Consider the following 13836-nt stretch of genomic DNA (forward strand, 5'->3'; position numbering starts at 1 on the left):
CGGGCTCACGGCTCGGTGGGGACCGGAGGGGTCGGCGTCTCCCGGCTGCGCGCCTCGGCGGCGGCCCGGTCGGCCGCGGCCTTCACCGCCCGTTCCGCCGCGAGCCTTTCGGCCGCGGCCTTCTCCGCGGCGGCACGCTCGGTGGCCGCCTTGTCCGCCGCCACCTTGTCCGCCGCCATGCGCTCGGCCGCCGCCTTGATCGCCTCCGCCCTGGCGCGGTCCATCTCGATGCGGGCGCGGCGGCGCTGGCGCTCGCTCTGGTCGGCCTCGAACAGTTCGATGCTCTCCAGTTCCCTCTGCAGCACCACCGCGGCGAGCCCGGTGGTGAGGGGACCGGGATCGACGATGCGCTCCGGCCTGGCGAGGCTGCCGGCATAACCGAACTGGATCGCCGGCGGGCCGGCGGTCCAGCCGCGGGGCGCGTCGGTGCCGGTGAGGGTGCCGCGGGCCTCGAAGCGGCCGCTGCGCAGGTCGAGGTCGACCTTGCCGTCCCAGCGCCCCCCGTCGAGATCGAGGGACAGGGGCGTCGCCCGCAAGGCGCCGCCGACCAGGGTGGCGGGTACCCGTGCCGGCCCCCTGGCCGCGAACGGGCCGGCGGCCAGGGCCTCGGCCATCCACCCCTTGAGGCGGCCCTCGCGCAGGGGGTCGTCGTCCTCCAGGGCGCGGGCGAGGGCGCGGCCGATCCCGCGCGGATCGCCCTCGGGCAGGCTCACCCCGGAGAGAGTCAGGCTGCCGCTGCCGCCGAGGTTGTTGGCGAGGCCGACGAAGCTCTCCCCCGAGGCGCCGAAGCGCAGCGACGCCGAGATCGTGGCCGCCACCGCCCCGGGTCCGGCGAGCCCCTTGAGATCGGCCCCGTCGATGCGACCCTCGCCGGAGACGGACGCCGCCCCGCCCTGGCGGGCGACGGTGGCCGAGCCGGTGAACACGCCGCCGGCCAGGGTGCCGGTGATGTCGTCAAGGCTGAGCGCCCCGTCGGCGAGCCGCAGGTTGAGGGCCGCCCCCGTCATGGTGAAGCCGCGTCCGAGGTCGAGGGTGTCGGCCCGCAGGGCCAGGGTGACGGGCGGCCGCTCGGGCGCGGGCATGAACCGCGCGCCCGACAGGGTCGCGCCGGCGCTCGGGGCCGCGCGTGGATCGAGAGGGAGGGCCAGGACGCCGACGAGCCAGGGCAGGGACAGCCGCCGCAGCCCGAGGCTACCGCCGAGGTCGCCCTCGGGCGCCCGCAGCAGGCTGGCGGTGACGGGATGGCCGGCGATGCGCCCGCTCACCGCGAACCGCGCCTCGTCGCCGGCCCGCGACAGGCCCAGCACGAGGTCCGCCGGCAGCGGGCCGGGCACGGTCGCACCCTTGCCGAAGGCGAGGTCGAGGACCGGGCCGAGGTCGGCGGTCGCGATGGCGATCTCGCCCGCGTCCGGGGGCAGCAGGCCGGGCTCCACCAGGATCGGTGTCTTGGTCGCCAGGGTGAGGCCGGCGACGGCCCCGTCGAGGGTGACGCTCAACGGGCTCGGCTCGCCGGGCAGGGAACCGCGACGGCCGGTCAGGGTGAGGCGCGCCGGCTGGCGGGTGGGAGCCTCGCCCCGCCCGAGCCAGCGGGCCGCCTCGGCGGTGGCCAGCGTCGCGTCGAGGCTGACGATGCGGCCCGACCGGCTGATCACGGTGAGGTCGAGGTCGCTGCCGGCGGCCTTGCCCTTGGCGGCGGCCTTGAGGGTGTCGGCGGCCCCCGCCTCCCGTTCCAGGCTGAGGTCGAGGTCGAGGGCGCCCCGGCGCAGGAAGGCCGGCAGCAGCCGGGCCTCCGCCACCCAGGCCCGGTCGAGGAGGGCGAGGAGGGGGGCGGCCACCGGCGCGTCGACATGGCCGGCGATCCGCCCCGAGCCGTCGGGGGCGATGCGGCCCGAGAGCCTGGCGTTGGCGCCGGCGAGATCCGTCACCTCCAGGGTGTCGATGGACAGCGCCGGACCGTCAGACCGGATGCTGGCCGCGATGCTGCCGCCGGCGCCCTGGCGCGGGCCGTAGCGGACGTCGCCGGCCTGCAGCGTCAGGCCGATGTCGTGGCCGCGCAGGCCCGACACCGCCTGTGCGAAGGAGGGCAGCGTCGCGATGTCGACCCCTTTGGCCGCGAGCTGGGCGTCGAAGCGGCCCCGGGTGCCGGCCTCCCCTCGCGTGTAGCGGGCGTTGCCGGTGATACGCGCCTCGCCGAGGCCGAGGCGCAGGTTGCGCAGCGACAGGGTCGGGGCTTCGGCCGAGAAGTCGGCGGAGAGGTCGGAGGAGGCTTGGATCGGCCGGCCGTCCATCACCGCCACCGCCGGCCCCTCGAGGCCGAGCTTGCGCAGGTAGCGCCCGAATCCGTCGGAGGCCGCCACGTCGAGCCCGGCGGTGCCGGTGAAGCGCAGGCGGGGCTGGGTGTCGAGGCTGCCGGTGACGGTGAGCCGGGCGCCGCCCGGCGCCGTGGTCCGGAAGCGCCGCAGGACGAGGCCGCCGTCGCGGTCGAGGGTGAGGCCGAGGTCGAGGTCCGACCAGTCGTCGAGGCCGAGCGCCAGGCTCTCGACGGAGACGTCGAGGTCGGCCAGCACCGGCAGGTTGCCGGCGGCGGCAGGCATGCCGCGCCCGATCAGGGCCTGTCCCTCGGTGGAGATCAGGAAGGAATCGAGGTCGAGGCGGCGCGCCTCCAGCCTCAGCGCGGCGCGGCCCTCGCGCAGGTCGAGCCGACCGTCGCCGGTGAGGCGCAGGGTCTTGCCGCCCGGGTCGATCTCGGCGGTCACCCCTTCCAGCGTGGCGACGGGGCTGCGCGAGGCGAAGCGCCCCGACAGGGAGAACGGCAGGTAGTGGCCGGCCGCCTGGGTCGGCGGCCCGACGACGACGCGCCAGGTCCCCTCCGCCTCCGGCACCATCGCCCGCATCGGGCCGGCGGGCGCGTCCGGCACCGGGACGAGACCCAAGCGCGCGTCGAGTTCGACGCGCGGGTGGGTGTCGCCGCCACCCGAGAGCTTGACCGCGATGCGGCCCTCGGCATCGGGTTGGCCGGTGGACAGGCGGAACGGCACGCCGCCGCGCGAGCCCGCGACCCGCCACGGGCCGGTGAGCCGCGGCGCGTCGAGGCGAACGTCCTCGGCACGGATCTGGCCGGTCCGGCCGGTCCTGGTGGCGATGGTGGTGACCACCAGTTGGCGGATGGCGAGGTCGTCGACGGCGAGCCCGTCCTCGCCGGTGAGGGGGGCTGCCGGCAGCATCACGCTGTCGCCGTCGGTCACCGGCAGGCGCAATTCTGCCCGGCCGATACGGGTCTCGGTGAAGCGGATCTCGCCGGAGAGGAGCGGCGTCAGCCCGATCTCGGCCTTGACGAAGCCGAGGTCGACGGACGGCCTGTCGGTGTCCCGGGCGTCGCCCAGCGAGAGCCGGTCGAGGCGCAGCCGCGGCGAGGGCAGGAACCGCACCCCGATCCGCCCCTCGCTGCGGGCGGGAAGACCGACGGACCGCGAGATCGCCCGGTCGACCAGGGTGCGGTACTCCTCCCAGGGGAAGAACGGCGGGATCGCCAGGGCCGCCACCAGGATGACGATGACGGCGCCCGCGACCGCGGTCAGGATGTCACGCACCAGTCTCTGTTCCCGTGTCGCCCGCGTCGACGGGCCGGTTCACGGGGCTCGACGATGGATCGCACCCGGCCGCATCCACGGCGCGGCGCCACATCTCGCGTCCCCGGGCCTGCGCATAGCACACGGGCCGGGGGCGCGCTTCAGTGCCGGGCCTCAGCGCCGGGGCGGAACGACGATCGTCGGCGCGGGTGCCGCGCGGAAGGCGTCGTTGCGCTGGATCTGCATGCGCATCTGGTTGTTCTCGAACTGCTGCTGCTGCTGGATGCCGCGGATCTGGCTCTGGTTGGAGAGCCGCTCGTTCGTGGCGTTCAGGCTGTCGGGGTTGCCCGACAACTGGGCGAGCGCCGGGCTGGCGGCGGCGAGGAACAGGGCGGTGGCGAGGGATAGGCGCATGGGTCGGTCCTGACTGACTCAAGGCTCGGATGAGGCGGCGACTGGGCTCGATGTGTCGACGCGGGGGCGGGAATCCAAGTTCCACGCAGGCGCGAAGAGTACCCCCGCGTGGTCGCAGCCTGGACGCCGGGCGCGGGCGCCGCGCCCTCGACGCCGTTCGCGTTTTGGTCCAGGGAAGCGGGCATGACACAGCATCCCGGCGCGGCGCCCGCGCCCGCTCCGACCTCGCAAACCGGTTCTTCCATCGCCGCGCGTGCCATGGCGTCCCTGCGGCCGCAGGGAGAGCCCTATCTCGAGGGGCTCAACCCCGAGCAGCGCCGGGCCGTGGAGACCACCGAAGGGCCGGTGCTGGTGCTGGCCGGCGCCGGCACGGGCAAGACGCGGGTGCTCACCACCCGCATCGCCCACCTCGTCGCCACCGGCCGGGCGCGGCCCTACGACATCCTGTCGGTGACCTTCACCAACAAGGCCGCCCGCGAGATGAAGCTGCGCATCGGCGCGCTGATCGGCCCGGCGGGCGAGGGCATGCCCTGGCTCGGCACCTTCCACGCCATCGGCACCAAGATCCTGCGCCGCCACGCCGAGCTCGTCGGCCTGAAGTCCGACTTCACCATCCTGGGGATGGACGACCAGCTGCGCCTGATGAAGCAGGTCATCGCCGACCAGGGTATCGACGAGAAGCGCTGGCCGGCCCGCGCCCTGTCCTCCACCATCGACGGCTGGAAGAACCGGGGCCTCTCGCCCGAGCAGGTGCCGCCGGGAGAGGCGCAGGCCTTCGCCTTCGGCAAGGGCGGCGCCCTCTACACCGCCTACCAGGCCCGGCTTGCCACCCTCAACGCGGCGGATTTCGGCGACCTGCTGCTGTTGTGCCTCAAGCTCTGGCGCGAGAACCCGGACGTGCTCGAGACCTACCAGCAGCGCTTCCGCTACATCCTCGTGGACGAGTACCAGGACACCAACGTCGCCCAGTACCTGTGGCTGCGGCTGCTGGCGCTGGGCCACCGCAACGTCGCCTGCGTCGGCGACGACGACCAGTCGATCTACGGCTGGCGCGGGGCCGAGGTCGACAACATCCTGCGGTTCGAGCACGACTTCCCCGGCGCCACCGTGGTGCGGCTGGAACGCAACTACCGCTCCACCGGCCACATCCTCTCGGCCGCCTCGGGGCTCATCGCCAAGAACGAGGGCCGTCTCGGCAAGACCCTGCGCACGGAGGACGTGGCCGGCGAGAAGGTCACGGTCTCGGGCGCCTGGGATTCGGAGGAGGAGGCCCGCCAGCTCGGCGAGGCGATCGAGGGCCTGCAGGCCAAGAACCACCCGCTGTCCGAGATCGCGGTGCTGGTGCGGATCTCGGCGCAGATGCGCGAGATCGAGGACCGCTTCGTCCAGCTCGGCCTGCCCTACCGGGTCGTCGGCGGCCCGCGCTTCTACGAGCGCGCCGAGATCCGCGACGCGCTGGCCTACCTGCGCGTCACCGTGAATCCGGCCGACGACCTCGCCTTCGAGCGCATCTTCAACACCCCCAAGCGCGGTTTGGGCGACGCGACGCTGCAGGTGCTGCACGCCACCTCGCGGGCCCGGAAGGTACCGCTGCTGATGGCGGCGCGCGGCCTCGTCGAGACCGACGAGCTCAAGCCAAAGGCCCGCTCGACCCTGCGCGCCCTGGTGGAGAGCTTTTCGCGGTGGGCGCGGATGATCGAGGGCCGGCCGCAATCGGAGGTGGCCCAGACCATCCTCGAGGAATCCGGCTATACCGAGATGTGGCAGAAGGACCGCTCGGCCGACGCCGCCGGGCGCCTCGAGAACCTCAAGGAGTTCGTGCGCTCCATGGAGGAGTTCCCGGATCTCGGCGCCTTCCTCGAACACGTCTCCCTGGTGATGGAGGCCAGCGAGCAGGAGGGGGCCGATCGCGTCTCCCTGATGACCCTGCACGCCGCCAAGGGGCTCGAATTCGACACGGTGTTCCTGCCGGGCTGGGAGGACGGGCTGTTTCCCAACCAGCGGGCGCTCGACGAGAGCGGCCGGGCCGGGCTGGAGGAGGAGCGCCGCCTCGCCCATGTCGGTCTCACCCGGGCACGCAGGCGCGCGAAACTGTCGTTCGCCGTCAACCGGCGCATCCACGGCCTGTGGTCCTCGACGGTGCCGAGCCGCTTCATCGACGAACTGCCGCCGGACGCCGTCGACGTGGTCGATGCGCCCGCCCATTTCGCGGCCGGCGCCTCCCGGTTCGACCGCAACCCGACGCCGTTCGGCTCGTCGTACTCTACGCCGGGCTGGCAACGGGCGCAGGAGAACACCGCCAGGACCGCGGATGCCACCGCGCGCCGCCAGGAGTTCGGCCGCGGGTCGAGCCAGCGCGGCGCCCCGCGCCAGATCGAGGGCGAACTCGTGGCATCGTCCACCGGCGCGCCCTCGGCCTTCGCCACCGGCATGCGCGTCTTCCACATGAAGTTCGGCCCCGGCGAGGTCGCGGCCGTCGACGGCAACAAGCTCACCGTTGACTTCGACAAGGCCGGCCGGAAAATGGTGCTCGACAGTTTCATCCAGCCCGGATGAGGCGTCTCACCGGCCCCGAGGGGCCGGCCGTCCCGCCCATCTGCGGCGTGGACGATCGAGGGATCGCGATGGATCGTACCCCGAGTGGGTCCAGCACCTCGTGCGATCTTACGGTTCCGTTAACGAAAAGCTGTCGTCATGGCCCTGTCGCGTGCAGCGCGGCATGGTGCGTGCACGGCAACACCCGCGCGACACGTCGCGGGATCGGCCGGGCGGGATCGGCCGGCCGTCCACAGCGGCCTCGTCGGTGCGGGGAACTCCCCGGCATCGGAGAGTTTGATCTGTGGACCGGAGGATATCGGCGGGAGTCACGACAGTAGCGTAGCGAAGCGTTGGCAAGTCCAGATTGGCACGTCCGGTTGGAGTGTTGTTCGATGAAGAGACGGCGCGCACGACTTGAATTGGTTGACGAGCATCCGGCCCGACTGCACCGAACGCGTTTCGACGAGGAGCGGATCCTCAGTCCCATCCAACCCCTGACGGACCGGCAAGCCGAATACCTCGATGCCCTGGCGACCCACCCCCAGGTGATCGTCCTCGGGCCCGCCGGGACCGGCAAGACCTACATCGCCGGCACCCGCGCCGCCGACCAGCTTCGCCAGCGCCGGATCTCCAAGGTCATCATCACCCGGCCCAACGTGCCCTCGGGGCGCTCGCTCGGGTTCTTCCCCGGCACCCTCGAGGAGAAGATCGCCCCCTGGGTCGCGCCGCTGACCGAGACCATCAAGGAGCGGATGGGCACGGCGGCCTTCGAGATCGCCTGCAAGACCGGCGACATCGAGGTGGTGCCCTTCGAGGTGATGCGCGGGCGCACCTTCAAGAACTGCCTCGTGATCCTCGACGAGGCGCAGAACACCACCACCGCCGAGATCAAGATGTTCCTGACCCGCATCGGCGACGATTGCCAGGTCATCATCAACGGCGACGTCTCGCAGACCGATCTGCGCGAGACCTCGGGCCTGCGCACCGTCATCCATCTCGTGAAAAGCCGGATGATGCGCATCCCGATCGTGGAGTTCACCCTCGACGACATCGTCCGCTCGGGCATCTGCGCTGATTGGGTCAGGGCCTTCGAGGAAACGAAACTCTGACTCGCGTGTTGTCAGCGGCAGGCCCGAACGGGGGCCTGCCGCGCGCCCCGGTGTGCGACGATCTTCTCCGGCGCGCCGCGTCGGGAGAACGAACCGGGTGCCGCGCTCGGGACACAGAAAAAAGGACGCCCTTCATGAGGAAACTGACCTTCGCCTTCGCCGTGCTCGCCTCGCTCGGCGCCGCTGGCCTCGCCACCTCCGCCTCCGCTGCCCCCGGCGCTCCGATGGGCGTCACCGCTCCCGACGCCGTCACCAACGTTCAGATGATGCGCATGGAGCGCCGGATGATGGAGCGGCGCATGATGAAGCGTCGGATGATGGAGCGGCGCATGATGAAGCGTCGGATGATGCGCCGGGACATGCGCCGCATGTGATCGGCCGGCGGGCCGCCTGCCGGCCCGCCACTTCCCGCCCGTGGGGTGGGGCATCGACCGCCTACGAAGGCCGTTCCGATGTCGTCGGAGCGGCCTTTTTCGTGGGGAAAAACCCGTGTCGATCTCGGACGAGCGTAGCGGACGTTCGCACGGCACTGAAGACCGGCCCTTGGAAGAGGCCGTTGGAAGACTGCCCTTTGGCTGTCAAGACTTGTGCTAGGATATTTTTCCTTTACCGTTGGTTGTGCGGGGGTCGTTTCCCATCAGCCTCGTAGGGAACATATCATGAACAAAGCTCGCAAGGCCAATCATGGCCTCGCCTCCGTCGTCCCCAAAACTCGCCCGGAGACGCGCCTCGACCGCCATGCCGCGCGGCTCCTGGCGGCCCTCGCCGCGGAGGGCGCTTATGCGCTGGAGGACCCGGTCGACGAGACCGGCCTGATCGTGCGCAGCGGCGGAACGGGGATCTCCCTCGGGGCGGGGCGGTTCCCGGCCGGGGCGGGCGCGGCCCTGCTCGCGGCGGACCTCGCCGAGCAGGGCGGCGGGCGGCGGGCGCGACTGACGATCAGCGCGGCGGGCCGGGCACGGCTGCGGCGCGAGGCCGCGGGCGCGGCCCATCCCTATCTCGCCCAGCACCTCGACCTCGTGCAGGAGCCAGGCGCAGGGCCCGAGCGACCCTGGCGCGACGCCTCCGAAAGCCCGCTCGCCTGGATGGCGCGGCGGCGCGACCGCGACGGCCGCCCCCTCATCGACGCGGCCTGCTTCGAGGCCGGGGAGCGGCTGCGGCGCGACCTCACGACGGCGTCGCTGATGCCGCGGATGGGCTCCGACTGGAGCGGCGTGAAGGTCGACGGTTCGGGACCGCGCGACCCGTCCGCGGCCTCCGACACGATGCTGGCCGGACGCCAGCGGGTCCGGGCCGCCCTCGACGCGGTGGGCAGCGACCTGTCCGGGCTGCTGATCGACCTGTGCGGGTTCCTCAAGGGCCTGGAGCGGATCGAGGCGGAACGGCGCTGGCCGGCGCGCTCGGCCAAGGTGGTGGCCCGCATCGCCCTGGCGCGGCTGGCCGAGCACTACGGCCTCGAACGCGAAGCGGTGGGCCCCGACCGCGCCCGGCTGCGGCTGTGGCGCGAAGCCTGAGCGCTCACACAATCCGTTCGATGGCTTCGCAATGCGGATTTTGGCTTCGCTCGGGCGCTACGCGGGCTCGGTGATACGGCTCCCGCTTGATCCAAGCGGAAACACGTATCACGCGGCGGGCCGGCGCCCGAAGCGTTCGGCGATGTAGATGCCGCCGAGCACGAGGGCGAGCGCCAGCCCGTCGTGCCAGCGGAACGGCTCGCCCACCAGCACCACCGCGAGCAGGGCCCCGAACACCGGCACCAGGTTCACGAACACACCCGCCCGGTTGGGGCCGATCAGCTCGACCCCGCGCATGAAGGCGAGCTGGGAGCCCAGCGACGGCCCCAGCGCCACGAAGACGACGATCGCCCACCCCTTGGCACTGGGCCAGACCGCATGGCCGGCGGCCCATTCCACCGCCAGCAGCGGCAGCGAGGTCAGGAAGGCGGCCACCGCCATGGCCGTGAAGAAGGCGAGGCCCGAGACCGCCGGGCGATTGGGCAGGGCGACGGTGTAGCCGGCGTAGAGGAGGCAGGCGATCAGCATCAGCATGTCGCCGCGGTTGAGCGCCATGGTGGTGAACACCGTCCAGTCGCCGTGGGTGGCCGCCACCGCCGCGCCCATCAGCGTCACCGCCACGCCGAGCCCCTGGAAGCCGGTGACCGTGGTGCGGTTGACGACGTAGTTGGTGAGCACCACGAGCACCGGCAGCGCCCCCTGGAACAGGGCGATGTTGAGGGTCGTGGTGTAGGCGCCCGCCGCGTAGAACAGGCTGTTGAAGGCGGTGTAGCCGCCCGCCCCCATCAGGAGGATGCTGAGCCAGCGCGGCCTCAGGCGGCGCCAGTCGCGCCGGACGTCCGGACCGGCGATGGCGACCAGCACGGCGCAGACCACGGTCCAGCGCAGGCAGGTGAGGACCTGGGGGGAGACCTCGCCCACCGCCCACTTGCTCATCACCGCGTTGCCCGCCCACAGCATCGCCGTCAGCGTGAGCAGCGGATAGGCCTTGGCGGTCGCGGACGGCGCCGGAAGGAGGGGATCGGGCATCGTGGCCTGTCTCGACGCCGATCGGATCGGCCGACCTCAATACAATGCAGGAACCGTGACGTTCGGGATCGGGAAGGGGCCGAGCATGAGGCGGCCGTCGGCCAGGCGCAGGGGCGGCAGCGGCTTCAGGGCCGCATCGCCGGGAGGTGCGGCCGCATCGGGCGCGCGGCGGCCCCCGCTCAGGAGCTGCCCGAGCAGGCGCCCGACCATGGCGCCGCGCTCGGCGCCGATCCGCTGCCCCATCGCCTGGGCCACCAGGGCCTCGAGCCCGGCGGCGCGCACGTCGAAGTCGCCGGCCGGGCGGTGGTCCGCGTCGAGGCCGATCTTGCCGCTCGCCTGGAGCCGGCGCTCGCCCTTGGCCAGGGACAGGAGGGCTATTTCGAGGCGCCCGCCGGCCTGGCGCCAGGTCTCGAGTTCGCGCGCGACCTGGCCGGTGCGCAGGACCGCCGCCCGGTCGATGGTGGCGTCGAGGGCGAGGTCGAGGGGATCGGTGCTGGCCAGGAGCGCGTCGAGCGGGGGCACCACCGCCCGCGTCAGGCGCAGGCTGACGTCGACCGCGCCCTCGCTGGCAAAGCGCACGGGGGTCGGCCGGGCATGGGCCTCGAGGTGGTCGCCCGCGAAAGACGTCGGCGGCTGACCTTCGGCGGCGATGGTGCCCTTGACGTCGTCCACCACGAGGGAGGCGCGGGTGAAGCCGTCGGAAGCGCCATGGAAGCTCGCCTCCAGATCCTTCCAGGTGGCGTCGGCCACGAGGTCGCCCTGTTCCACGTGGAACGGGCCCGACACCTGCAGGAGGCCGTGGCGCGGCTGGTAGACCTGCACCACCGCGGTCAGCGGTCCCAGGGTGAAGCGTCCGTCGGCCCGTGCGAAGGCCAGGGAGCCGCAGCGCAATTCGAGGCGGAAGGGGTAGCCGGTGATCGAGCGGTCGGCACAGGTCCAGGTCCGGCCAGCGGCCGCCTCCCGCGCCAGCCAGGCGTCCATCTCGTCGGCGGCGCGTCCTCGGATCCAGAACCAGGCCACCGACCACAGCACCACCACGAGCCCGAGCAGGACGAACGGCAGGAACAGGCCGATGCGGCTGCGCCTGGGCTCCGCCGGCCCTGCCGCCGCGTCCGGTCGTGCTTGGTCGACGTTCGACGCCATCGTGTCCGTTCCCAGGCTTCCAGCTCCCGGGCCGGTCGCGGGCCCGGAAGCGACGGCCCGTCTTGGACGAGCCCGGACCCCGGATGCAAGCGCGACGATGGGCCGGCGCCGCGGCTCAGGCCTGCGTGCCGGTGGTGGCGGGGCCGTCGAGGTCGGCGACGATGGCGCGGCGCTCGCTCTCGTCCTCGGCCAGGCGATGGACGTGCATCTCCGTGGCGCCGCTGTTGCGGGCGCGGGCCACCCAGTTCTGGAGGCGCTCGCGCGGCGTCTCGCCGGCGGTGGAGAGGGCCACCAGTTCGGCGACCCCGGCCGCGTCCCGGCGCACCGCCATCACCACCGCCTCGCCCATCTCCGCCAGATCGGGCTCGACGAGGTCGTGGACGCCGACCACGTAGCGGCGGCCCGAATGCCCGCGCCAGGCGCTGAGCGTCAGCGCCGGCGTCCCGCGCAACCCGGCGGTCGATCTCAGGCGTTCTTCGCGCACGTCCATGCTCCGCGACCTATCGTCCCGCAGGTCGCGCAGGGCGGCCGACCAGGACAGAGCTCTCTTGTTCGCCATTTGTTCTAAAATAATCTTAACCGTTTCCGAGCGTCAAGGCCGACGCCCGCCTGCACCGGAAGTGGGGATGCGGCGGGTTATCCACAAGCGTCTGACCGAGTCGGAAGCGGCGGCGGCGCGCCCTGCGAGAGTCCACGGCGGAGATGGGTGACGAACGGGTTATCCACAGGCACACCCCGATCGCGGCGGCGGTGGGAGAACCCGCCGCCGCGACCGAGTGAGCGCCGCCCTCAGGCGTGGTCGTTCTGGCCGGCGATGCCCTTGGCCCGGCGACGGCGCCGGACGATGATGTTGAGGGTCTCCACGCCCGCCGAGAACGCCATGGCGGTGTAGATGTAGCCCTTGGGCACATGCGCCCCGAACCCTTCCGCGATCAGCGTCATGCCGATCATGATGAGGAAGCCCAGCGCCAGCATCACCACGGTGGGGTTGGCCGCGATGAAGCGCGACAGCGGATCGGCGGCGAGCAGCATCACGGTGACCGCGGCGAGCACGGCGATGACCATGATCGGCACGTGCTCGGTCATGCCCACCGCCGTGATGATGCTGTCGATGGAGAACACGAGGTCGAGGACCAGGATCTGCCCGATGGCGGCGGCGAACCCGATCTGCATCTTGCCCCCGGTCTTGTCCTCGGGCTCGGGGTCGACCGAATGGTGGATCTCCTGGGTCGCCTTCCACAGCAGGAACAGGCCGCCGGCGATGAGGATGAGGTCGCGCCAGGAGAAGCCCTTGCCGAACATCTCGAACACCGGCGCGGTGAGCTGGACGATGTAGGCGACCGAGCCGAGCAGGCCGAGCCGCAGCACCAGCGCGAGGCCGATGCCGATGCGGCGTGCCTTGGTCTGGTGCTCCTCCGGCAGCTTGTTGGTGAGGATCGAGATGAAGATCAGGTTGTCGATCCCGAGCACGATCTCCATCACCACCAGGGTGGCGAGGGCGGCCCAGGCGGTGGGGTCTGAGGCGAGTTGAATCAGGCTGTCCACGGCGTCAGGCTTTCGTACCGAAGGGGAAGGGAATGGGCACGCCGGCGATCATCGGCGGCAGGGTCGCGGGATCGGGGGCGAAGATACGCAGGATGCCGGGCACGACCTTGAAATGGGCCGGCGTCACGGTGGTGAGCTCGCCGTCGGTGTTGACCTGGCGCGGGCGCCGGGTGCGCACCACGATCTCCGTGGTGGAGAAGGCCCGCACGTCGGCGGCCCGCCCCTGGGTGCCCTTGCGCAGGGCCGGCAGCAACGCCAGGAGCCGCCACCAGTGCGCGACCTCCAGGCTGTAGAAATCGAGCTTGCCGTCGTCGACCCGCGCGGTCTCCTCCACGGTCATCCCGCCGCCGTAGTGGCGACCGTTGCCCACCGAGACCTGGATGGTGGTGACCTTTTCCCGGATCCCGTCGTGCTCGAGGATCACCGTGAAGGGCCGGACCCGGCGCAATACCCGGATGGCGGCGATGGCGTAGCCGAGGGTGCCCCAGGTCTTCTTCGATTCCGCGGTGAGGTCCCCGGCGAGTTCCGCCGAGAAGCCGATGCTGGCGACGTTGAAGAAGTAGTGGCCGTTGACCCAGCCGAGATCGGCCGGGCGCGCCTCCTCGGTGGTGATGAGCTGCGCGGCGGCGACCGGGTCGGTGGGCAGGTTCAGGGAGCGCGCCAGATCGTTGGCGGTGCCGAGCGGCAGGATGCCCAGCGGCAGCCTGGTCTCGACGAGGGCGGGGGCCGCCGCATTCATCGTGCCGTCGCCGCCGCCCAGGATCACGAGATCGCACTCCCTGGCGTGGCGCTTGATCAGGGCGGTGCAATCGCCCTCGCCGGGCGGCTCGAACGGCGTGATGCCGCCCTCCACCAGCGCCGCGCGAATCGCGTCGAGGGGAGCGGAGCCGTTGCGGGCGTTGGGATTGACGAGGAGAAGGGCGCGGCGCCCCGGCGAGGGGGCGTTCACCACGACGGCGTCTCCGATCGGAAAGG

At 72.1% G+C, this 13836-nt stretch carries 11 protein-coding genes; 4 read left to right on the plus strand and 7 right to left on the minus strand.

Annotated features, from left to right (window positions below):
- Positions 1–5 precede the first annotated feature (5 nt).
- Positions 6–3590, minus strand: coding sequence for an AsmA family protein (locus ASG40_RS14080; protein WP_055886861.1), 3585 nt, complete (start codon positions 3588–3590; stop codon positions 6–8).
- Positions 3591–3743: 153 nt separating this feature from the next.
- Complete coding sequence (locus ASG40_RS14085) at positions 3744–3983, minus strand: hypothetical protein (RefSeq protein ID WP_055886864.1); 240 nt, start codon at positions 3981–3983, stop codon at positions 3744–3746.
- 183 nt (positions 3984–4166) lie between these two features.
- On the opposite strand from ASG40_RS14085, the gene ASG40_RS14090 reads away from it, so the two are divergent.
- From ASG40_RS14090 to ASG40_RS14105, 4 genes are all read left to right on the plus strand, one after another.
- A complete protein-coding gene (locus ASG40_RS14090; RefSeq protein ID WP_055886866.1) occupies positions 4167–6539 on the plus strand; it encodes an ATP-dependent helicase in 2373 nt (790 codons plus the stop codon).
- A 374-nt stretch (positions 6540–6913) separates the two neighbouring features.
- Positions 6914–7630, plus strand: coding sequence for a PhoH family protein (locus tag ASG40_RS14095; RefSeq protein ID WP_055886870.1), 717 nt, complete (start codon positions 6914–6916; stop codon positions 7628–7630).
- A gap of 134 nt (positions 7631–7764) precedes the next feature.
- On the plus strand, positions 7765–8004 hold the full coding sequence (locus tag ASG40_RS14100) for a hypothetical protein (RefSeq protein ID WP_055886873.1): 240 nt from the start codon (positions 7765–7767) through the stop codon (positions 8002–8004).
- 285 nt (positions 8005–8289) lie between these two features.
- Positions 8290–9144, plus strand: a complete 855-nt coding sequence (locus ASG40_RS14105; protein WP_244480622.1) for a DUF6456 domain-containing protein — start codon at positions 8290–8292, stop codon at positions 9142–9144.
- 108 nt (positions 9145–9252) lie between these two features.
- Here ASG40_RS14105 and ASG40_RS14110 read toward each other — a convergent pair whose 3' ends face one another.
- From ASG40_RS14110 to ASG40_RS14130, 5 genes are all read right to left on the minus strand, one after another.
- On the minus strand, positions 9253–10173 hold the full coding sequence (locus tag ASG40_RS14110) for a DMT family transporter (RefSeq protein WP_055886876.1): 921 nt from the start codon (positions 10171–10173) through the stop codon (positions 9253–9255).
- 36 nt (positions 10174–10209) lie between these two features.
- On the minus strand, positions 10210–11316 hold the full coding sequence (locus tag ASG40_RS14115) for a DUF2125 domain-containing protein (RefSeq protein ID WP_055886879.1): 1107 nt from the start codon (positions 11314–11316) through the stop codon (positions 10210–10212).
- Between the two features lie 115 nt (positions 11317–11431).
- Positions 11432–11875 carry a hypothetical protein gene (locus ASG40_RS14120; protein ID WP_055886882.1) on the minus strand — a complete coding sequence of 148 codons (444 nt, stop codon included), beginning with the start codon at positions 11873–11875 and terminating at the stop codon, positions 11432–11434.
- Positions 11876–12105: 230 nt separating this feature from the next.
- The gene (locus tag ASG40_RS14125) at positions 12106–12861 is read right to left on the minus strand and encodes a TerC family protein (RefSeq protein WP_055886885.1); all 756 of its coding nucleotides are present in this window, start codon (positions 12859–12861) and stop codon (positions 12106–12108) included.
- A 4-nt stretch (positions 12862–12865) separates the two neighbouring features.
- Positions 12866–13813: a lipid kinase gene (locus ASG40_RS14130; RefSeq protein WP_156387731.1), complete on the minus strand. Its 948-nt coding sequence runs from the start codon at positions 13811–13813 to the stop codon at positions 12866–12868.
- Between the last annotated feature and the right edge of the window lie 23 nt (positions 13814–13836).

It is taken from the genome of Methylobacterium sp. Leaf399 (assembly GCF_001424525.1).
GTDB lineage: Bacteria > Pseudomonadota > Alphaproteobacteria > Rhizobiales > Beijerinckiaceae > Methylobacterium.